Origin of the sequence: Flavobacterium sp. XGLA_31, from assembly GCF_051547105.1 — a bacterium.
GTDB lineage: Bacteria > Bacteroidota > Bacteroidia > Flavobacteriales > Flavobacteriaceae > Flavobacterium.
Map to the genome: position 1 here is coordinate 22,757 of NZ_JBPTTM010000004.1, position 20,975 is coordinate 43,731.

The 20,975-nt window shown below is 41.9% G+C and carries 17 protein-coding genes; 9 read left to right on the top strand and 8 right to left on the bottom strand.

What is annotated here, in order from left to right; genetic code table 11:
- Positions 1 to 384: 384 nt before the first annotated feature.
- From ACSVH6_RS08920 to ACSVH6_RS08930, 3 genes are all read right to left on the bottom strand, one after another.
- A complete protein-coding gene (locus ACSVH6_RS08920; protein ID WP_438077633.1) occupies positions 385 to 2,001 on the bottom strand; it encodes a T9SS type A sorting domain-containing protein in 1,617 nt (538 codons plus the stop codon).
- Positions 2,002 to 2,083: 82 nt separating this feature from the next.
- Positions 2,084 to 3,361, bottom strand: a complete 1,278-nt coding sequence (locus ACSVH6_RS08925) for a dihydrolipoamide acetyltransferase family protein (protein ID WP_438077635.1) — start codon at positions 3,359 to 3,361, stop codon at positions 2,084 to 2,086.
- A 104-nt stretch (positions 3,362 to 3,465) separates the two neighbouring features.
- Positions 3,466 to 4,626, bottom strand: a complete 1,161-nt coding sequence (locus ACSVH6_RS08930) for a glycosyltransferase family 2 protein (protein ID WP_438077637.1) — start codon at positions 4,624 to 4,626, stop codon at positions 3,466 to 3,468.
- Positions 4,627 to 4,783: 157 nt separating this feature from the next.
- Between ACSVH6_RS08930 and ACSVH6_RS08935 the strand changes: the two genes are divergently transcribed.
- The 7 genes from ACSVH6_RS08935 to ACSVH6_RS08965 all read left to right on the top strand — a co-directional run bounded on the left by ACSVH6_RS08935 (position 4,784) and on the right by ACSVH6_RS08965 (position 13,570).
- Entirely contained in the window at positions 4,784 to 6,646 is a 1,863-nt protein-coding gene (locus tag ACSVH6_RS08935) for an ABC-F family ATP-binding cassette domain-containing protein (protein WP_438077639.1), read from the top strand.
- Positions 6,647 to 6,719: 73 nt separating this feature from the next.
- Positions 6,720 to 7,517 carry an O-methyltransferase gene (locus ACSVH6_RS08940; RefSeq protein ID WP_438077641.1) on the top strand — a complete coding sequence of 266 codons (798 nt, stop codon included), beginning with the start codon at positions 6,720 to 6,722 and terminating at the stop codon, positions 7,515 to 7,517.
- Positions 7,518 to 7,598: 81 nt separating this feature from the next.
- Positions 7,599 to 8,297, top strand: a complete 699-nt coding sequence (locus ACSVH6_RS08945; RefSeq protein WP_438077643.1) for an ABC transporter ATP-binding protein — start codon at positions 7,599 to 7,601, stop codon at positions 8,295 to 8,297.
- Between the two features lie 206 nt (positions 8,298 to 8,503).
- Entirely contained in the window at positions 8,504 to 9,073 is a 570-nt protein-coding gene (locus tag ACSVH6_RS08950) for a cob(I)yrinic acid a,c-diamide adenosyltransferase (protein ID WP_438077646.1), read from the top strand.
- Positions 9,074 to 9,227: 154 nt separating this feature from the next.
- Complete coding sequence (locus tag ACSVH6_RS08955; RefSeq protein WP_002986941.1) at positions 9,228 to 9,449, top strand: DUF2795 domain-containing protein; 222 nt, start codon at positions 9,228 to 9,230, stop codon at positions 9,447 to 9,449.
- 98 nt (positions 9,450 to 9,547) lie between these two features.
- On the top strand, positions 9,548 to 12,901 hold the full coding sequence (secA, locus tag ACSVH6_RS08960; RefSeq protein WP_438077649.1) for a preprotein translocase subunit SecA: 3,354 nt from the start codon (positions 9,548 to 9,550) through the stop codon (positions 12,899 to 12,901).
- A gap of 81 nt (positions 12,902 to 12,982) precedes the next feature.
- Positions 12,983 to 13,570: a hypothetical protein gene (locus ACSVH6_RS08965; RefSeq protein ID WP_438077650.1), complete on the top strand. Its 588-nt coding sequence runs from the start codon at positions 12,983 to 12,985 to the stop codon at positions 13,568 to 13,570.
- Positions 13,571 to 13,758: 188 nt separating this feature from the next.
- Here the strand turns inward: ACSVH6_RS08965 and ACSVH6_RS08970 are convergent, their stop codons facing one another.
- The 3 genes from ACSVH6_RS08970 to ACSVH6_RS08980 all read right to left on the bottom strand — a co-directional run bounded on the left by ACSVH6_RS08970 (position 13,759) and on the right by ACSVH6_RS08980 (position 17,475).
- Positions 13,759 to 15,162: an FAD-binding oxidoreductase gene (locus tag ACSVH6_RS08970; RefSeq protein WP_438077651.1), complete on the bottom strand. Its 1,404-nt coding sequence runs from the start codon at positions 15,160 to 15,162 to the stop codon at positions 13,759 to 13,761.
- Positions 15,163 to 15,349: 187 nt separating this feature from the next.
- Positions 15,350 to 16,558 carry an MFS transporter gene (locus tag ACSVH6_RS08975; protein WP_438077653.1) on the bottom strand — a complete coding sequence of 403 codons (1,209 nt, stop codon included), beginning with the start codon at positions 16,556 to 16,558 and terminating at the stop codon, positions 15,350 to 15,352.
- Between the two features lie 5 nt (positions 16,559 to 16,563).
- Positions 16,564 to 17,475: an AEC family transporter gene (locus ACSVH6_RS08980; RefSeq protein ID WP_438077655.1), complete on the bottom strand. Its 912-nt coding sequence runs from the start codon at positions 17,473 to 17,475 to the stop codon at positions 16,564 to 16,566.
- 142 nt (positions 17,476 to 17,617) lie between these two features.
- Here ACSVH6_RS08980 and meaB point away from each other — a divergent pair, with 142 nt between their 5' ends.
- A complete protein-coding gene (meaB, locus tag ACSVH6_RS08985; RefSeq protein ID WP_438077657.1) occupies positions 17,618 to 18,709 on the top strand; it encodes a methylmalonyl Co-A mutase-associated GTPase MeaB in 1,092 nt (363 codons plus the stop codon).
- A gap of 164 nt (positions 18,710 to 18,873) precedes the next feature.
- On the top strand, positions 18,874 to 19,257 hold the full coding sequence (locus ACSVH6_RS08990) for an HU family DNA-binding protein (protein WP_438077659.1): 384 nt from the start codon (positions 18,874 to 18,876) through the stop codon (positions 19,255 to 19,257).
- A gap of 64 nt (positions 19,258 to 19,321) precedes the next feature.
- Here ACSVH6_RS08990 and ACSVH6_RS08995 read toward each other — a convergent pair whose 3' ends face one another.
- Together ACSVH6_RS08995 and ACSVH6_RS09000 are read right to left on the bottom strand one after the other, a co-directional pair.
- Positions 19,322 to 19,549: a hypothetical protein gene (locus tag ACSVH6_RS08995; protein ID WP_438077661.1), complete on the bottom strand. Its 228-nt coding sequence runs from the start codon at positions 19,547 to 19,549 to the stop codon at positions 19,322 to 19,324.
- Positions 19,550 to 19,567: 18 nt separating this feature from the next.
- The gene (locus ACSVH6_RS09000; RefSeq protein ID WP_438077663.1) at positions 19,568 to 20,944 is read right to left on the bottom strand and encodes an MATE family efflux transporter; all 1,377 of its coding nucleotides are present in this window, start codon (positions 20,942 to 20,944) and stop codon (positions 19,568 to 19,570) included.
- Positions 20,945 to 20,975 lie beyond the last annotated feature (31 nt).

A 20,975-nucleotide genomic window follows, 5' to 3' on the forward strand; every position in this document is an offset into this window, starting at 1 on the left:
ACTTACAACAAAGTTTCTAAAACTTATAGTCAAGTTTGTAAAAGATACAATCAAGTTGACAAAAATTATAATCAAGTTAGTAAAACTTACAATTAAGTTAGTAAAACTTACAATTAAGTTTGTAAAAAATACAATCAAGTTTTTAAAAATTAGAATCAAATTGGTAAAAAATACAATTAAGTTTGTAAAACTTAGAATCAAGTTGATAAAAGATACAATCAAGTTGGTAAAAGTAAAAAGAGGGTGGCAAAAAGTAGCGTAAAGAGGTGTGTGAAGGAGATTGACCTCTTCTCTTTCTTTATACGGAGCAAGGCTGTTTTTTTGATGCCTTTATATTTGAAAATATGGGAAAAAGAAAACCCTGACTCACGTCAGGGTTTGTATTTATTGCTTGATGATTTTTAGGGTTTCGGCAGCTTCTGTATTGCTGATTTTTAAAAGATAATTTCCTTTTGCCAACTCTTTTTGCAACGGGATGGTATAGCTTTGGGACTCATCAGATTGATACTCAAAAATCTTTTTTCCGGTGATATCATAAAGTTCTACCCGGTTTTTTGCTAAAGTTTTTCCTTGGTTTTCAATGGTAATTGATTCCGAAAACGGATTGGGGTAAACTGAAAATAATTTGGCTGCAGGCTGGTTAACAGATAAGGCATTTGTATCCAATCTGGCAAAACAACCAACTGAATAATCAATTACTCCTGCGCACAAAAATTTTCCATCAGGCTGAATTAAAAAAGAGGAAACCACAGCATTCGAATTTTCAAAATCCACCAATTTGTAACCTACATCATCAAATGTAGTATCTATAGTGCCATCCGTGTTGAATTTGATTAATAGAAAATTAGCCACTAAACCCGTTTCATTCCACGATGCTCCGGCACAAATAATTTTACCATTGGGCAGGACTGTGAGATCATAAATTACATCCCATAAAGTGGTCGAATTTTTATTGGTTACAACTATTCCGTTGCTTCCAAAATCGGGATCAGGATTGCCATTGGCCAAAAGCCTTACCAAGCCTATATTTACGAAATCGTTGTCAACGTCAACTTGATATTGGTGTTCGCATGTGGCAATAATTTTATCCTCAGCGGTGAGCTTAATGTTGGTCAAATAATCTTTATCCCCAAAATTAATCACCGTTTGCCCGTTGTCACCAAAGGTGGTATCTAAGGTTCCATCTGCATTTAAGCAAATAATGCCTAAATTGCTGTAGTCTTCTAATGATTCTCCAACGGTTGTGCTTCCTCCTACAATTATTTTACCAGCGGAATTAATCTTTATAGCAATTGCAAAATCACTTGAATAAACTCCTGAAGCAGGAATGGTATGTGTACCAAAATTATGAGTGAATTTGCCATTTATACCAAAAGAAGTATCCACTGAGCCATTGGGAAAATACCTTACTACTGCAAAATCAGCTGAATAATTAGGGGATGACTGATAGTATTTGTGACTGTGACCACCCACCAAAATTTTTCCATCACTTTGAATCTCTATGACTTGTGCTTCCTCATAACTTAACGCTTCAAAACCCGTTATGGCATAACCGTTTGTACCAAAAGTAGTGTCTATCGAACCATCTGTATTGTACCTTGCCGTGCAAAAATCTAAATAACTTGCATTGGAACTTCCGTTTGAAGAAAAACTTCCGGTGACCAATATTTTGCCGTCAGGTTGTAATTTCATCATATTGGTGTGCCCTCCTTCATTGACTATAATCGTATTTACAAAACCATTTGTACCAAAAGTAGTATCAACGGTTCCATCACTATTAAACCTTGCCAGTTTCACGTTTCCCGAAATAGAAAAATCACCTAAAAAGCAGGAAACTATTTTCCCGTCATTTTGCAATTGTATGGTTTGTCCGCTTGTTACGGAAGTATTGGTAACCTTTCCTGCTGTTCCAAAGGTAGCATCTAATGAAAGTGTTTGTGAAAATGAAGCTTGCCACAGTAGAATAATAAAGAATGCTGAGTAAAGTAAATTTTGTTTCATAGCTTTTAATTAAGAACACAATAATAACAAAAAAAACCTTTCAATTAGCTTGAAAGGTTTTGATATACATTTATTTTATGACTTAATATTCTCTGTTCACATCAAAGGCTTCCAGATAATCGGCTACGCGTTTTACAAAGCTTCCTCCTAAAGCACCATCAACCACACGGTGGTCATACGAGTGCGACAGGAACATTTTTTGACGGATTCCGATAAAGTCACCTTCCGGTGTTTCAATCACCGCCGGCACTTTGCGGATAGCCCCTAAGGCTAAGATTCCCACTTGCGGTTGGTTGATGATTGGCGTTCCGAATACCGAACCGAAAGTACCTACGTTGGTTACCGTGTAGGTTCCGCCTTGGGTATCGTCCGGTTTCAGTTTACCGGCTTTGGCGCGGTTTCCTAAATCGTTTACGGCTTTGGCCATCCCTACCAAGTTCAATTGGTCGGCATTTTTAATTACCGGAACGATTAAGTTACCGTTTGGCAACGCAGCCGCCATACCTAAGTTGATATTTTTACGTTTGATGATAAACTCACCATCAACGGAAATATTCATTCCCGGGAAGTCTTTCAACGCTTTGGCCACGGCTTCCATAAAGATTGGGGTGAAAGTCAATTTCTCTCCTTCTCTCTTTTCGAAAGCGTTTTTCACGCGGTCTCTCCATTTTACAATGTTGGTCACATCCACTTCGATGAAGGATTGCACGTGTGCCGACGTTTGTACTGACGCCACCATGTAGCCGGAAATCAGCTTACGCATGCGGTCCATTTCTACAATTTCGTCACCACCGTTTACCGAAACCGGAGTTGCGATTGGAGCGGTTGTTTTAGGAGCCGGAGCGGCGGCAGCAGGTTGACTGCCTCTGTTTTTGATATAATTTAAAATGTCTTCTTTCGTCACACGACCGTCTTTACCCGAACCGGCAATGCTTTCCAATTCGGTAAGCGAGATGCCTTCGGCTGTAGCAATATTTTTCACCAATGGGGAGAAGAATTTGTCTGACGATTTGAAGTCGGCCGGAGCGGCAATGGTCTGTGCAGCTTCAACGGTTTTAACTACTTCAGCGACCGGAGCGGCTACTGTTTCGGCAACCGGAGCAGCAGCTACGCTACCGCCTTCCGTTTCAATAATGGCTATGGTTTGCCCCACTTTTACTACATCATTTACCTGGAATAAAATTTCGGTTAAGGTACCTGAAACTTCGCTTGGCACTTCGCTGTCGACTTTATCGGTAGCGATTTCCAAAACGGCTTCGTCGGCAGCAATGGTTTCGCCTACATTTTTTAACCAATTTGTAATCGTTGCTTCCGCAACGCTTTCTCCCATTTTAGGTAATTTCAATTCAAACTTTGCCATATTGATACTCTAAAGTTGTGTTTGTTATTTAACTTCGTTTAGTCGGCCACAGGCCTCTAATCGCCTGCAAAAATACTAAAAGAAAAAGCGATTTTTGTGATTTTCTATAAATTAATTACTTCGCCTCTGTCGTTACTGCTGTTGCTTCCAATGATAAAATGGCTTCCGGCAGGTAACATTTTAAAAGTAAACGAGTTACTTTTATTTTCCTCCAAAAAAAGGAGTGCTTCCCGAAAGCTTATGTCGTTTAAATCCAAGATTACTTCTTCGTTTTTGCCTTTCGAAATCGTTTGCGAAAATACTATTTTTCCATTTTCAGGGGCTTTTCTGATTGCATTTTTTTGAAGCTTTTGTTCCACTATTTCTTTGGTGGCTTCATTATTTGAAATCAGGATATACTGTTGAGGTGTCAGTTTTGATTTTGATTTCCCCTGAAACCTTTTAACCAAAGAGAAGAAGACAATCCCTATTTGCATGAACAATGAGAAGAAGAATGAGACTTTAAAATGTTTTCGGTAAAAGAAATTCATGGCTTCCTGAAAGCGCTTCATGTAGGTTCCGTCTTTGACGGTGCTTTCTCCTTTATAATGCAAGACCGTTGTTTCGTGGAAATAGTAGTTGGCTTTTCCTTTTTGCAAAACCATGTAACTCAAGTCGATGTCATCCGAATACATGAAACAGTTTTCGTCAAAACCACCTACTTCATTGTACAATTCACGCTTCATAACCATAAAAGCCCCCACGAGAATTTCGACTTTTCCGGTTTGGTTTTCACCAAGATGTTGGGCGTAATATTTGTTAAATAAAGCAGACTTTGGAAACATTTTATACAAGCCGAAAATCTTGGTAAAAGCCACCCAAGGAGTTGGAATACCGCGTTTACTTTCGGGCAAAAACCTGCCGGTGCCGTCTATGAGTTTGCAACCTACGATACCCAAATCGGTTTTACTTTTGGCGAAAGCCAGCACCTTTTCAAAAGTATCTTCGGCCACCACCGTATCGGGATTTAGGATGCAAATGTATTCGCCTTTGGCTTGGGCCACCCCAATGTTATTGCCTTTGGGGAAACCTGCGTTTTCTTTGTTTTGAATGAGCTTGACATTAGGAAAACGCTGTTGCATCATGGTGCAACTGTCATCAGAAGAATTGTTATCTACTACTATAATTTCGGCTTCTATATTTTGAATGGCTTTTTGCACACTCAAGACACAGAGCTCTAAAAAATAGCGCACGTTATAATTCAGAATGATAACTGATAGTTGCATTGGGCAAATATAATGGTTCGATTTGAAAATTTGAAGATATGGGAATTTGAAAATTTGAGGATTTGAAGATTTGAAAATGATGGAATACTTTAAAATAGTACTTTTGCACACTTCCAATTTTCAAATTGGCTCATTTTCAAATTTTCAAATTGTTTCCATGAATTACCTTTCAGTAGAGAACATATCAAAATCTTTTGGCGAAAGAACCTTGTTTAAGGACATCTCTTTCGGTATTAATAAAGACCAAAAAATTGCTTTTATTGCCAAAAACGGTTCGGGCAAAACCTGTATCATGAACATCATCAATGGCGAAGACGAGCCGGATACCGGACAAGTGGTGATGCGCAAAGGATTGAAGATGGCGTTTCTGTCGCAGAAAGATAATTTGCAGATCGAGTTGACCATTGAAGAAAGTATTTTTGCTTCAGACAATGAGATACTGCACGTGATTGAGCGTTATGAAAAAGCCTTGGAAAACCCTGAAGATGAAGAGAAATACCAATTGGCTTTTGACGAAATGGACCGGCACAATGCCTGGGATTTTGAAACCCAGTTCAAACAGATATTATCCAAACTGAAATTGGACGATTTAAAGTTGAAAGTGAAATCGCTTTCGGGAGGACAAAAGAAACGTTTGTCGTTAGCCATCATTCTCATAAACAGACCAGATTTATTAATATTGGATGAGCCGACCAACCACTTGGACTTAGAGATGATTGAGTGGCTGGAGAGTTATTTTGCCAAAGAAAACATCACTTTATTTATGGTCACGCACGACCGTTTCTTTTTGGAGCGGGTGTGTAATGAAATTATTGAATTGGATAACGGTAAAATGTATTCCTATAAAGGCAATTACTCCTATTATTTACAAAAGAAAGAAGAGCGCATTGCCATGGAGAATTCGACCATAGACAAAGCCCAAAACTTATTTGTAAAAGAATTGGCTTGGATGCGTCGCCAACCTAAAGCGAGAACGACCAAATCCAAATCGCGTCAGGATGATTTTTACAAGATCAAAGAAGTCGCGGAAAGCAGAAGAAAAGAAAATGTGGTAGAGCTTGAGATTAATATGGAGCGCATGGGCAGCAAGATTATTGAGCTACACAAACTCTATAAAAAGTTTAACGACAAAGTCATACTCGACAATTTTACTTATGATTTCCAGCGTGGAGAACGCATCGGGATTATTGGTAAAAACGGTACGGGTAAATCGACTTTCCTTAACATACTTACCAAAACCATGGTGCCCGATTCCGGCAAAGTGGTGATTGGCGACACGATTAAAGTGGGTTACTATACCCAAAGCGGCATCAATCCGAAACCGGGACAGAAGGTTATTGACATCATTAAAGAATACGGCGAATACATACCGCTAACCAAAGGGAAAATCATTTCGGCTTCGCAATTGCTGGAACGCTTTTTATTTGACTCAAAAAAACAATACGACTTTGTTGAAAAACTGAGTGGAGGTGAGTTGAAAAGATTGTATTTGTGTACGGTTTTGATACAGAATCCAAATTTTTTAATCTTGGATGAGCCTACCAATGACCTGGATATAGTGACATTGAACGTATTGGAAAGCTTCCTGTTGGATTATCCGGGTTGCTTGTTGGTCGTATCACACGATCGTTACTTTATGGATAAGATTGTAGACCATTTATTCATCTTTAGAGGCGAAGGACAGATAGAAGATTTCCCAGGAAACTATTCGGACTTTAGAGCTTATGAAGATTCGGTGGAGCCCAAAGGTTTATCCAATGTTTCGACTGAGAAAGTCAATTGGAAACAAAACAATCCCACTACGACCGGTTTGAGTTTTAATGAGCAAAAAGAGTTCAACAAAATAGAGCGTGAAATCAAGGATTTGGAATACGAGAAAAAGCAAATTGAGAACCAATTCGCCGAAGGAAAAGTAGCTGATGCTGATATCACAACCAAAGCCAACGAACTGCAAGCCATTATTACCAAGTTGGAAGCAAAAGAAGAACGCTGGTTTGAATTATCGTCAAAAATGGAATAAAACAATAGTGGTCAGTTAGCAGTGGTCAGTCATCAGTTCTGAACACTGAATACTGAACACTGAACACTTAAAAATGTTACAACAAATTAGAGCCTACCTAAATTTCATCTACCACTCCAAAAACGAACACGGAGTGCATTCGCCGTTTGTGTTTGCCTTAGTGACCAAATGTTTTTATGATACCAAAAAGTATCAAGAGTATACCCTATTAAAAAACTACCGCAACAGCCTTTTACAAAACAAGAACACGATTGAAGTTATCGACTTCGGAGCAGGTTCACGCGTTTTTAAAAGCAATACCCGAGCCATTAATCAAATTGCGAAGAACGCGGGAATTTCAAGTAAAAGGGCCGAATTATTATTCAGAATTACAAATTATTTTCAACCGGAAAACATTCTGGAAATCGGAACTTCTTTGGGACTGGCTACTTCAGCTCTTTCATTGGGACTCGGGGCGAAGCCGAACAGAGCGGAGCTAAATCCAAAAGCCAAAATCATTACTCTAGAAGGGTGTCCGAATACTTTAGCCACAGCGCAACGGCAACCGCTGGAAAACGTTCAATATGTCAATACCGAGTTTTCGACGTATTTGAAAACTTTAGAGGCAGAACGTGCTGTTTTTAATTTAATTTATTTTGACGGCAACCATTCCAAACAAGCAACTTTAGACTATTTCGAATTATTACTTTCAACGATTACTAATGACAGTGTTTGGATTTTTGATGATATTCACTGGTCGGCCGACATGGAAGCTGCATGGGAAGCGATAAAGAATCATCCGAAAGTAACCGTTACTATTGACACGTTTCAATGGGGATTAGTATTCTTTAGAAAAGAACAACCCAAAGAGCACTTTGTGATACGCTGTTAAGATTTGTAACAAACTGTTTCAAAATTATACCTATATTTCGTTCTGAAATCTTAAATCGTTAATCAGCATTCCCTTAGTAAAATGGCAAATCCATTAATTGACATCAAAAATATCAAACGTGATTTCGTACTTGGCAGCGAAATCATCAATGTACTCAAAGGCATTGATTTACAAATCAACAAAGGCGAGTATGTAGCCCTCATGGGACCATCCGGTTCCGGAAAATCAACACTCATGAATATTTTGGGTTGTTTGGATACGCCTACTTCGGGAACCTATATCCTCAACAACAATGATGTTTCCCAAATGCACGATGACGATTTAGCCGAAATCCGCAACAAAGAAATCGGATTTGTATTTCAAACGTTCAACCTACTGCCCAGAACCACTGCTTTAGACAATGTGGCTTTGCCCATGATTTACGCCGGGTATTCCAAATCCGAAAGAAATGCACGCGCTACCGAAGTACTGACACAGGTTAATTTAGCGGACCGTATGGACCATCAGCCCAACCAACTCTCGGGAGGACAACGTCAACGTGTAGCTATTGCCCGGGCGTTGGTCAACAAACCGTCTATCATTCTGGCTGACGAACCTACTGGGAATCTCGACAGTAAAACCTCAGTCGAAATCATGAACCTCTTTAACGATATTCACAAAAACGGCAACACCGTGATACTGGTTACCCACGAAGAAGACATTGCCAAATATGCCCACCGCATCATCCGTTTGCGTGACGGTATGATTGAAAGCGACAATCCTAATCCCGACCATCTTTAAAATAAGAAGCTAAAGGCTCGGGCTTTATCAGGAATCCATTTTCCTGCTGTCCGTTATACGAGGTGCCACTCCCATCAGGGCTAGTTGATAATCCATTTTATTTTTTGCTACCTTTGACGGAATTAAGAAATGCTACATTCATAAAATAAAATGAGCTTTTTTTAGCGAATTACATCGAACACCTATAACAAATAAAATCAAGTGAGATGAAAGTTTATACCAAAACCGGTGATACCGGAACCACTGCTCTTTTCGGCGGCACACGGGTTCCTAAGCATCATATCCGTATCGAAAGTTATGGCACTGTTGACGAACTCAACTCACATATAGGACTGATTCGTGACCAGGATATCAATCCGTTATACAAAAACGTACTCATAGAAGTCCAGGACCGATTGTTTACTGTAGGAGCCATACTGGCCACTCCGCCCGAAAAAGAAATTCTTAAAAACGGACAGCCTCGCCTAAACATCAATCGTATTTCGGAAGAGGATATTGCCTTATTGGAAAACGAAATCGATCGAATGGATACGGCTTTACCTCCTATGACACACTTTGTACTGCCCGGCGGTCACACCACTGTGTCATATTGTCACATTGCGCGCTGTGTATGCCGCAGAGCCGAGCGTTTAGCAGTGCATTTACACGAATTAGAACCCACCGACGAACAAGTTATCAAGTACTTAAACCGACTTTCTGACTACCTTTTTGTCTTGGCACGGAAGTTGTCCTTTGACCTGCAGGCGGATGAAGTGAAGTGGATACCGAGAAAGTAATCTGTCATTGTATTCTGTCCCCTGTTTCTGCCGCTTACGGTTGAAAATGGAATAGACCAAAAGACGTTCTTAAACATATTTAAAAATAAATGAAAAAAAACTTGACTTTTTCAGTATAAAATTTATTTTTGCATAAACTAAAAAATCGACAGAGATGTATTGGACATTAGAATTAGCGTCATATTTGAGTGACGCGCCATGGCCAGCAACCAAAGATGAACTTATCGACTATGCTATCAGAACAGGCGCTCCACTAGAAGTAGTTGAGAATTTACAATCGATAGAAGACGAAGGCGAAATATACGAATCAATGGAGGAAATTTGGCCCGATTATCCGACCGACGAAGATTATCTTTGGAATGAGGATGAATATTAAAAAAATAAACAATCACACTAGAAAAAAAAGTCCGATTCGGGCTTTTTTTTTGTTTAAATTTGCACACCTTTTAGAATATAAAAAAACACAAACCCGTTATGAGTTTCATTAATAGCATTATCAAAGCTTTTATAGGCGACAAATCCCAAAAAGACGTCAAAGCTACACAGCCATATATTAACAAAATAAAAGCTTTAGAGCCTGTATTGGCGGCACTTTCACATGACGAATTAAGAGCTAAAACTTCAGAATTCAAAGCCAAAATAAAACAAGCCCGCGCTAAGCAGGATGCCGAAATTGAAGCTAAAAAAACCGAAGCGGAAAATACCGCAGATATCGACCTACGAGAAGATATCTACAATGCAATTGACGCTTTGGAGAAAGAAGCCTATGAAATTTCAGAAAAGGTTTTGATGGAAATTCTTCCCGAAGCATTTGCTGTGGTAAAAGAAACAGCCCGTCGTTTCAAAGAAAACACTTCTATTACCGTAACAGCTACAGCGAAAGACCGTGAACTTTCAGCTACCAAATCCTATATCACTTTAGACGGAGATAAAGCCATTTGGGCCAATTCATGGAACGCCGCCGGAAAAGAAATCACCTGGGATATGATTCACTACGACGTACAGTTGATTGGGGGAATTGTATTGCATGAAGGTAAAATTGCCGAAATGCAAACGGGAGAAGGAAAAACATTGGTGGCCACACTCCCACTCTACTTAAACGCATTGACAGGAAACGGCGTTCACCTGGTAACCGTAAATGACTATTTGGCCAAACGTGACAGCACCTGGAAAGCGCCATTATTTGAATTCCATGGGTTGACTGTGGATTGTATCGATAACCACTCCCCGAATTCGGACGCCCGTAGAAAAGCTTACGAAGCCGATATTACATATGGAACGAACAACGAGTTCGGTTTCGACTACCTGAGAGATAACATGGCCCATTCACCGGAAGATTTGGTACAAAGAAAACACAACTACGCCATAGTTGACGAGGTGGATTCCGTATTGATTGACGATGCGAGAACTCCGTTGATTATCTCCGGTCCGGTACCTGATGGTGACCGTCACGAGTTCAATGAATTGAAACCGAAAATCGAAAACCTATACAATTTACAACGTCAATTGGCTAACGGATTTTTAACCGAAGCCAAACGTCTGTTCAAAGAAGGGAACATGAAAGAAGCAGGGTTCCAATTATTGAGAGCCTACAGAGCTTTGCCTAAAAACAAAGCCCTGATTAAGTTCATGAGTGAAGAAGGTGTAAAACAGTTGTTGCAAAAAACCGAAAACGAATACATGGCCGACAACAACCGTAAAATGCCGGAAGTAGATGAAGCCTTGTACTTTGTTATTGAAGAAAAAAATAATCAAGTAGAGCTATCGGATAACGGAATCAAATTTTTATCCAAAGATACTGATGAAAACTTCTTCGTGTTACCGGATATCGGAACCGAAATTGCCAACATCGAAAAACAAAATCTGGAAAAAGATAAAGAAGCCGAAGCCAAAGAACACCTGTTCCAGGATTTTGCCATCAAATCAGAAAGAATTCATACCCTTACTCAGCTGTTGAAAGCTTACACCTTGTTTGAAAAAGACGTAGAATACGTGATTATGGACAACAAGATTATGATTGTAGACGAGCAAACCGGACGTATCATGGATGGTCGTCGTTATTCGGACGGATTGCACCAAGCCATTGAGGCCAAAGAAAGCGTAACCATTGAAGCAGCCACGCAAACCTTTGCTACCATTACATTGCAAAACTATTTCCGTATGTACAGCAAGTTGGCCGGTATGACGGGAACAGCCGTGACAGAAGCCGGTGAGCTTTGGGAAATTTACAAATTGGATGTGGTAGAAATTCCAACCAACAGAGGAATTGCGCGTCACGATAAAGAAGATTTGATTTACCGTTCGGTACGTGAAAAATTCAACGCGGTAATTGAAGATGTAACCCAATTGTCACAGTCCGGAAGACCTGTCTTAATTGGTACCACCTCTGTAGAGATATCTGAGTTATTAAGCCGTATGTTGAAAATACGAGGTGTAGCCCACAACGTATTGAATGCCAAAATGCATAAAAAAGAAGCCGAAATCGTTGCTGAAGCCGGAAAACCGGGTGTGGTAACTATCGCAACCAATATGGCCGGTCGTGGAACCGACATCAAGTTGACTCCGGAAGTAAAAGCTGCCGGGGGATTAGCCATCATTGGTACGGAGCGTCACGATTCACGTCGTGTAGACCGTCAGTTGCGTGGTCGTGCCGGTCGTCAGGGAGATCCGGGAAGTTCCCAGTTCTATGTATCCTTAGAGGATAACCTGATGCGTTTGTTCGGTTCGGAACGCGTAGCCAAAATCATGGACCGTATGGGATTGAAAGAAGGTGAAGTGATTCAGCATTCTATGATGACCAAGTCGATTGAGCGCGCTCAGAAAAAAGTAGAAGAGAACAACTTTGGTACCCGTAAACGTTTATTAGAATATGATGACGTCATGAATGCCCAAAGAGAAGTAGTGTACAAACGTCGTCGTCACGCCTTACATGGAGAGCGTTTGAAACTGGATATTGCTAATATGATGTACGACACCTGCGAGTTAATCGTTAGTGAAAACAAAAGCAAAAACGATTTCAAAAGCTTTGAGTTTGAAGTAATCCGTTACTTCTCTATCACTTCTCCTGTAACGCAGACTGAGTTTGAAAAATCATCGGAAATAGACATCACCGGCAAACTATACAAAGCTGCATTAGCTTATTATACCGAAAAAACCGAAAGAAGTGCCCGAGAAGCCTTCCCGATTATAGCCGATGTATACCAAAAAGAAGGCAACCAATTTGAGCGCATTATTGTACCGTTCTCTGACGGTATCAAAACACTCAATGTGGTAACCGATTTGAAAAAAGCTTTTGAAACCAACGGAGCCCAACTGATAGCCGATTTCGAAAAGAACATCACCTTAGCCATTGTGGACGAAGCTTGGAAGAAGCACTTACGCAAAATGGACGAGTTGAAACAATCGGTACAATTGGCGGTGCATGAGCAAAAAGATCCATTGCTGATTTATAAATTAGAGGCCTTTAACTTATTCCGAACCATGTTGGATGGAGTAAACAAAGAAGTGATTTCCTTCTTATTCAAAGGCGACCTGCCTCAGCAAAACCAAAACATTCAGGAAGCAAAACAAATACGCGAGAAACAAAACTATACCGAAAGTAAAGACGAAGTACTGAACTCGGATGAATTGGCTGCCCGCAATAGAGAAGCCGGACAAACCCAACAGCGTCCGCAGGTAACTGAAACCATCGTTCGCGACCAGCCGAAAATCAACCGCAATGACAACGTCACGGTGAAACATGTCATGAGCGGTAAAACCGAAACCATGAAATACAAAAAAGCCGAAAGCATGATCGCTTCAGGCGAATGGGTTATCGTAAACGAATAATGACCCTCCACATCAATAGAATCCCCACGGTGAATACCGCTGGGGATTTTTTTTTAACTTTGGATAAATAATGTTTTAGCCATGAAAACAAAATTACTCCCGGTACTGTTTCTGCTGTTGGCTTTGAACGGCTTTTCGCAAAGCACCACACGATTGCTGTCTGCCACTCAAAAACTCTTTACAGCCCACTATGAAATGGATTTTGAAACCATCGTTGCACTATCCTATCCTAAAATGGTGGAAACGATTGGCAAAGATAAAATGCTGGAACAATTGGACCAATCTTATCAAAATGACATATACCGATTGCGGTATCAGTTGGAGTCAGTTCCTTTTGTCACCCGTAAAATACAACAAATCGGAGGCCTCTCGTTCTGCGTGATCAGCTGTCGGAATCCGGTGCGCTACTTCTTTGAAAGCCCGTTAACGCCTGAAGAAGTGACAGCGAAGACAGCGTGGCTTAAGACTGTAAACCGCACCGAGAATGTTGTTTACGAGCCGAAAAGAAATAGCTTTAACGTCAAGAGAAATACCCTTTTTATAGCCATAACGGATGATGCCGCCAACGGAGACTGGAAATTTATCAATTGGGATGAGGAAAACCAGCAAACGGCTTTCCGCACGCTGTTTGACGAAAAAACGCTAACCTTATTGGGATTAAACAAATAGTGATTACCTTTACTTGACACCAACGTAAAAAAATAATCATGGCCAAAGGAAGAGACGTGCAGAAATCAGTTAAGAAAGAACCCCTGAAGACTGCAAAAGAAAAGAAAGAGGAAAAACGAATCAAAAAACAAACTCCGAAAAGAGACTAAAAAAAAGCCCTTCCGTTTTGAGAACTGAAGGGCTTCCTTTTATAATTCATCGGGGAAAATCTTCCCGGGATTTAAAATATTGTTTGGGTCGAAGACGCGTTTGATGCTTTCCATGAGTTCCAAATGCCCTCGTGAGAATGCAATATCCATGAAGTTTTTTTGTACGTACCCAATACCGTGCTCTCCCGACAGCGTTCCTTTGAGCGAAACCGTCAATTCAAAGATTTCACGAATGCCCACCGGTACCTGAGTGCGCCAATTGTCATCGGACATCTCTCCTTTGATGATGTTCACGTGCAAATTGCCGTCACCGGCATGTCCATAGCATACCGATTTAAAGCCGTGCTTATCGCCTATCCGTTTAATGCCCGCCAACAGTTCAGGCAGCATGTATCTGGGCACTACCGTATCTTCTTCTTTGTAAATTGAGTTGGATTTTACCGCCTCGGCCACAGAGCGACGCATTTTCCACAAGGCGTTCTTTTGGTCTTCGGTGTCGGCAAACAGGACTTCATCGATACCAAACTGCTCTACCACCGAAAGAATTTTTTCAGCTTCCTGCATCAACACTTCCGGGTAATTCCCGTCGACTTCAATCAGCAAATGGGCTTGGTGTTCCGGTTTTACCGTCACGCTGATGCCTTCCACTAATCGAAGCGTCCAATCTATCGCATCGCGTTCCATAAACTCTAAAGCACTCGGAATGATTCCCGCTCTAAAAATGGCTGAAACCGCTTCACAGGCTTCGTTGGCTTTGTAAAAGGGAACCAACATCAATACATTGTGGTTGTTTTTGGGCAACAGCTTTAACACCGCTTTGGTAATTACGCCCAATGTTCCTTCGCTGCCTACCATCAATTGGGTAAGGTTATAACCTGTAGAGTTTTTGAGCGTGTTGGCACCCGTCCAAATAATATCGCCGTTGGCTAAAACCACTTCCAGATTCAAAACGTAGTCTTTGGTTACCCCATATTTCAAGGCTCTGGCACCGCCTGAGTTCTCGGCTATATTCCCTCCAATCCAGCAACTGCCCATACTGCTTGGGTCAACCGGATAGAAGAGTCCTTTTTCAGCAACCGCTTCGCGCAAAACCTGCGTAATCACGGCCGGCTCTACAGTTACCTGCAAATTTTGCTCATCAATTTCCACAATCTTATTGAGGCGTTCCATAGACAACCCAATTCCCTCATAAACGGACAATGCTCCGCCGCTCAATCCGGTTTGGGCTCCAATGGGAGTGGTCGGAATTTTATATTCGTTCGCTACTTGCAGGATAGCGGAAATCTCCTGAGCATTAGCCGGTTTGAGCACCACATGCGGTGGAAAGACATAATCTTCGGTTTCATCGTGACCATAGCGATTACGGGTAGCGATATCAGTAAAAATATAGGATTCACCAACAATAGCGGTGAGTTTTTGCAGTATTTCGGGATGAAGTGTCATGTGTTGAAAATTGAGTAGTAAAAGTAAGGATAACAAAAGGAAAAGACAAATCCTTTTTAGTCTCCATCATTTAAAATGAACGGAACAGTCAACCCATAATTGCCGGGTCTTTTGATGGCGTAAAATGGCAACGACTCACGCCACATCCCGTCAAGTCATTCGTTACCGATAGTCAGCAGCAGGTGGTTTATCGCTTCTTTAAGTTGGGCAAAAAGTAGCAGCTAATGCCTATCAACGGCAGGAAGGAACATACCTGATAGACAAACTGTATCGAAGTATAATCGGCTAACTTGCCCAATACGGCAGAACCTAAGGCCCCCATTCCGAAGGCAAAGCCATAAAACAATCCGGACACCATGCCCAGTTTTTTAGGGAGTAGTTCCTGCGCATACACCAATATGGCCGGAAAGGCTGAGGATATGATAATCCCGATGACAATCATCAGCACATCAGTCCAGAATAAGTTGACGTAAGGGAGTAACAACGCAAACGGCGCTGCGCCGAAGACCGAGAGCCATATCACATATTTCCTTCCGATTTTGTCTCCCAGCGGTCCGCCCAATATGGTGCCGGCGGCGTACGCAATCAAATAGAGGAACATATGGAATTGCGCTTCCTTAATGCTCAGATGAAACTTGTCAATAACATAAAAAGTATAGTAGGTTGACAAACAGGCCGAATAGAAGAACTTGGAGAAAATAACCACCAGCAGGATCACAATAGCCCACTTGACTTTGCTTTTCGTAAGGCGCTGAAAGTCGGCAAAGACCACTTTTTTCTGCTGCTTGTAAATGAGGTTGTCGCGGTACCAATAGGCAATTTTACTGATAATCACCAGTCCGATGGCTGCGGCAATAACAAACCACAACAGGTATTTCTGCCCGTTGGGCACCACTATCAAAGCCACCAAAAGCGGCCCCAGTGCGGTACCGAAATTCCCGCCTACCTGAAAAATAGACTGCGCCAAACCGCGCTTGCCTCCCGAAGCCATGTTGGAAATTCGGGCCGACTCGGGATGAAAAACAGAAGAACCCGTTCCGATGAGCATCACGGCCAGCAAGATCCAGTAGAAATTATCCGCATACGCGATACAAATCACACCCAGCATAGAAAACAACATGCCGTAAATCTGCGAAAAAGGTTTCGGGTACTTGTCTGTATAATACCCTACAAAGGGCTGAAACAAAGAAGCGGTCAACTGAAAAGCAAAAGTGATGAGCCCAATCTGAGAAAAGGACAGGTTGTAATTGGCTTTTAAGATGGGATACACCGACGGAATAACCGCCTGAATCAAATCGTTGAGCAAGTGCGCAAAACTGATGGAAAACAAAATAGAATAGACTGTTTTTTGCGCCAGGTCTTTATTCTTGGAAGAAGCATTAACTATTGAATCCATTTTCTTTAAAACGTGTTTAAAATGAAGTACCAAAAAGCTAAAGTGGCAAAGGACAATGGAATACCAATACCCACCATCATGCTGCTCAATTTGGGTTTCAGTCCATAGTTAGAAGCCAATATGGCACCGGTAATCATAGGCGCCATGGCCGATTCCATGATTGAAACGTTTACCGGTAAGCTGTTGCCGTGCAAAATGATTTTGTACAACACAAAGAAAAAGAGCGGAGTAATGAACAGTTTGAACAGCAAGCCTAAACGAAGGAATTTCCAGTGCTGGCTGCGTTTGTCCACCTTCAGCTGCAGTCCTACGGCCACTAAAGCAACCGGCGTCACCGTAGCCCCCAGTTTTTGAAAAACGGTTTGAAAATGGGCATTAAAATCTACTTTCAGCACATTCAACATACAAGCTAAGGCAAAAGCAATAAACGGAGGAAACAGTAGAATCTTTTTGAGGATTTCGTTTCGGCTGGGTTCTCCTTTGGCAAAGATTCCGGCAGTGATAATACCCAACGTGGCCATAACCACAAAGGAACCCGGCTGGTCTACTATAATGGCCGTCTTTAGTCCTTCGTCACCATAAAGGGCCTGAATGATAGGAAACCCAACAAAAGAGGTGTTTCCCAAACCGGCTGTGATGACCAAACATCCGATGAGTCGGTTGGGCCAGCCCAGTCTTTTTCCAATCGTATAGAAAAAAACAAAAGACAACAGAAAGCCAATCCAGGCAATTCCCAACGGATACAGCAAATCTGTCGAAACAGAAACTTTGGGAATATAGTACAACGCCAAGGCCGGCAAGGCGATGTAAATGACAAATTGGTTAAGGGCTAAATGGCCGTTTTTAGGGAAAGTGGGAATGCGTTGCATGCCTAATCCCATAATCAGGCAAAGAAAAACCAGTAGAATGTTATCCATTCGAAAGTATCAAATTATTGTGCAAAGGAACAGCAAAAAAAGCAAAAACGCGAATTTAAGCTGCTAAAGGTTTCTTAAAAAAGGAGACGTTTCCATTTTTGGGCACGCATTATTTTACTAAATTTACCCAAACGATTTTCCTTTGAATCCAGAGCCCAATAAAAAAAGTGCCTTACACGAGAAAGAGGGCATTCCGCAACCCGAAGTTCTCAGCCCGTCGGCTATGGCCAAAATTGTGCGGCAACGCAAAATACAGCCCAGTGCCCAAGAGCTGATTGACGGTATTTTAGCCGGAGACAAAGTAGCTTTGAGTCGGGCTATTACCTTAGTGGAAAGCACCCATCCCGATCATTTGGCGAAAGCCAATACCATCATCAACGCCTGTTTGCCACACGCGAATCAGTCGGTACGCCTGGGCATTACCGGAGTACCCGGTGTGGGAAAAAGCACCTTCATAGAAGCCTTCGGCAGCTATTTAACCTCCATTGGCAAAAAAGTCGCGGTGCTGGCGGTAGACCCGAGCAGTACCATTTCACATGGCAGCATTTTGGGCGATAAAACCCGTATGGAAGAACTGGTCAAAGACAAAAACGCTTTTATCCGCCCCAGCGCTTCAGGTGAAACCCTGGGCGGTGTGGCCCGAAAAACCCGGGAAACCATTATCCTCTGTGAAGCCGCCGGATTTGATACGGTGATTATTGAAACTGTTGGTGTGGGCCAAAGCGAAACAGCCGTACACAGCATGGTCGATTTCTTTTTGTTGCTCAAAATTGCCGGAGCCGGTGATGAACTGCAGGGCATCAAACGCGGGATTATGGAAATGGCCGACGCCGTGATTATCAACAAAGCCGATGGCGATAATGTAGCCAAAGCCAAACTGGCGAAAACCGAATTCAATAGGGCGTTGCATTTGTTCCCGGCCAAAAGTTCGGGTTGGACCCCGACGGTTTCCACGTGCAGTGCTTATGAAAAAACCGGTATTGATGCAGTATGGCAAACGGTTTCCTCCTATTTGGATTTGGTCAAAACCAACCAGTACTTCGACCGCAAACGTCAGGAACAAAGCCTGTACTGGATGATGGAAACCATCAACGAACAGCTCAAGCAAAATTTTTACCAACATCCCGATATTGCTTCACTACTGGAGAGTACCCGGCAAGCTGTCCTTCAAAATCAACTCTCCCCTTTTGCTGCGGCACAGAATTTGCTTGCCTTTTACTTCAAAAAGGAATAATTGACCAATTCGTACGTATTCTTTTTTCCAATGCTCTTTAGTTGTTTTTAAAATGATGCTGAACATTTTTTAAAAAGATGTACATCATTTGACTGAAAGATGTACATCTTTCTGAGCACTGGTCAGTAACAAATTAAAACAGTAACCTTATAAATTGAAAAAATATGGCTGTTACGTTTAAAATGATTCCCAAAAAGAACATGCAGGTTAGCCCACCAGAAGTGAAATTTTACCCTTGTGCCGTGAGTCAGGGACGCGTTGATTTAGATGTTTTATCACAAATAGTGGCTTCGCGTTCTACGGTCAGTGAGGCCGATTGTTATGGTGTGATTGTCGGATTAACCAAAGTCATCAGCGAGTCACTTCTGAAAGGAAATATCGTGGACATTGATTTTTTAGGTTCGTTTGCCTTGACCTTACAGGGAACAGCTGCTGAGAGTGAGGCTCCTTTAGGCAAATCGAATATCACCAAAACCAAGGTGGTTTTCAGTCCATGCCGAAAGCTAAAGGACGAATTGAAAAAGACCACTTTTAAAAGAATCCGTTAATCCCCAACCGGTGGATACAAAAAAAGGAACGCGTGCGTTCCTTTGGTATGGTATTTTCTGAGGATTAGTCCTCGTAGGCTTCCATTTCTTTATCATAAAACTCCCCTGCCAAGGTAATCAAATGTTCCATTTCGGATTCGAGTTCGGTTTCGTCTTCGCCTTCCAAATCTTCGAGAAACTCCACCTCATCGTCTTTTAAATTGATGATAAAACGAGGGAAATCCAAGTGAATCACAAAGATATCTTCGGGAAAATCGGAGTTGTCAGCCAGTACAAATTTTGGTAATTGCATTTTGATTTGAATTATAAATTAGGAATTTAGTTTCGCCAGTTTTTTGGTCAGATAATGAAAGCGAAGATACAAAAATAAAGCCGCCGCTGTTAAACCGGCTAAAAGTCCTATCCATACTCCCGCTGCTTTCAACGGAGTATGCTCGCCCAAGTAAAATGAAATCGGGAAACCCACCAGCCAATAGGCCACAAAAGTAATGTACATCGGTATCTTCACATCCTGTAATCCGCGTAAGGCGCCGAGCACGACCACCTGAATTCCGTCAGAAATCTGGAATACCGCAGCTACCAAAAGCAATCGGGCCGCAATGGTAATCACTTCCTGATTGTCGAGCAATTGGGCTTCGTTTTCCATATTTAAAAACAAATACGGCAACACCTGATGCAGGGCTACAAACATCACGGCAAAGATAATCTCGATGATGATGGCCAATAAAAAGATAGAACGCGCTACTACGATGAGCTGCTTGTAATCGCCCAATCCTCTTTGGTTGCTGATGCGAATCATGGAAACCACGCTCAATCCCATGGCAAACATAAAGGTCATGGAAGCCAAACTCAGCGCAATCTGATTGGCTGCCTGGCTGGTTTTACCAATGTTCCCACAGAGCCATATGGCCGCCGTGAACAACACCACTTCAAACAACATTTGCATGGCGGAAGGTAAACCGAGGTTGACAATCTTCTTCACCATTTCTTTTTTGATTTCATCAAAGCTGAAGTTGTGGAAATACGACTTCAATTCTTCTTTTCGGGACAGGATGATGTGCATGAAAGTAACCATCGCAATACGGGAAATCACGGTACCAAGTCCCGCTCCGAGGATGCCCATTTTCGGGAAAATCCATACGCCGTAAATCAAACAGTAGTTGATGATGACGTGTAGAATATTGGCCATCACTATGGCATACATGGATATTTTGGTCATCGAAAGCCCGTCGGCAAACTGCTTGTATCCTTGGTAAATAATCAACGGAACCAAAGAAAAAGCCACCCAATCCAGATAGGGTTTGGCCAGCGTAATGACTTCCTCAGGCTGGTGTAGTAATTCCATAACAGGTTTGGCCAACACCACCAACCCAAAAAGCAGGAACCCTAAAATAGTACACAGAAACAAGCCGTGGTGAAAAGCCGAACGGATTTTACCGCTGTTCTTTTCGGCATCGGCCTCAGCTACTATGGGTGTGATGGCGGTAGAAAAACCTATTCCGAGTGACATGGCCACAAAGATTAAGCTGTTCCCCAGGGAGACGGCCGCTAATTCGGTACTGCCTAATTTCCCCACCATGATATTATCAACGATTCCGATTAGGGTATGCCCCAGCATCCCCAGTATGACAGGGTAAGCCAAATGCAGGTTGTATCGGAATTCTTTGGTGTATTGTGCGAAATTCACTTTGCTTTTTTTTGAGTCCGCAAAGATAAGA

What these genes read in the sequence shown, in the direction of transcription:
- ACSVH6_RS08920 (WP_438077633.1), bottom strand. Translation starts at nt 2,001, where the DNA reads ATGAAACAAAATTTACTTTACTCAGCATTCTTTATTATTCTACTGTGG.
- ACSVH6_RS08925 (WP_438077635.1), bottom strand. Translation starts at nt 3,361, where the DNA reads ATGGCAAAGTTTGAATTGAAATTACCTAAAATGGGAGAAAGCGTTGCG.
- ACSVH6_RS08930 (WP_438077637.1), bottom strand. Translation starts at nt 4,626, where the DNA reads ATGCAACTATCAGTTATCATTCTGAATTATAACGTGCGCTATTTTTTA.
- ACSVH6_RS08935 (WP_438077639.1), top strand. Translation starts at nt 4,784, where the DNA reads ATGAATTACCTTTCAGTAGAGAACATATCAAAATCTTTTGGCGAAAGA.
- ACSVH6_RS08940 (WP_438077641.1), top strand. Translation starts at nt 6,720, where the DNA reads ATGTTACAACAAATTAGAGCCTACCTAAATTTCATCTACCACTCCAAA.
- ACSVH6_RS08945 (WP_438077643.1), top strand. Translation starts at nt 7,599, where the DNA reads ATGGCAAATCCATTAATTGACATCAAAAATATCAAACGTGATTTCGTA.
- ACSVH6_RS08950 (WP_438077646.1), top strand. Translation starts at nt 8,504, where the DNA reads ATGAAAGTTTATACCAAAACCGGTGATACCGGAACCACTGCTCTTTTC.
- ACSVH6_RS08955 (WP_002986941.1), top strand. Translation starts at nt 9,228, where the DNA reads ATGTATTGGACATTAGAATTAGCGTCATATTTGAGTGACGCGCCATGG.
- secA (WP_438077649.1), top strand. Translation starts at nt 9,548, where the DNA reads ATGAGTTTCATTAATAGCATTATCAAAGCTTTTATAGGCGACAAATCC.
- ACSVH6_RS08965 (WP_438077650.1), top strand. Translation starts at nt 12,983, where the DNA reads ATGAAAACAAAATTACTCCCGGTACTGTTTCTGCTGTTGGCTTTGAAC.
- ACSVH6_RS08970 (WP_438077651.1), bottom strand. Translation starts at nt 15,162, where the DNA reads ATGACACTTCATCCCGAAATACTGCAAAAACTCACCGCTATTGTTGGT.
- ACSVH6_RS08975 (WP_438077653.1), bottom strand. Translation starts at nt 16,558, where the DNA reads ATGGATTCAATAGTTAATGCTTCTTCCAAGAATAAAGACCTGGCGCAA.
- ACSVH6_RS08980 (WP_438077655.1), bottom strand. Translation starts at nt 17,475, where the DNA reads ATGGATAACATTCTACTGGTTTTTCTTTGCCTGATTATGGGATTAGGC.
- ACSVH6_RS08990 (WP_438077659.1), top strand. Translation starts at nt 18,874, where the DNA reads ATGGCTGTTACGTTTAAAATGATTCCCAAAAAGAACATGCAGGTTAGC.
- ACSVH6_RS08995 (WP_438077661.1), bottom strand. Translation starts at nt 19,549, where the DNA reads ATGCAATTACCAAAATTTGTACTGGCTGACAACTCCGATTTTCCCGAA.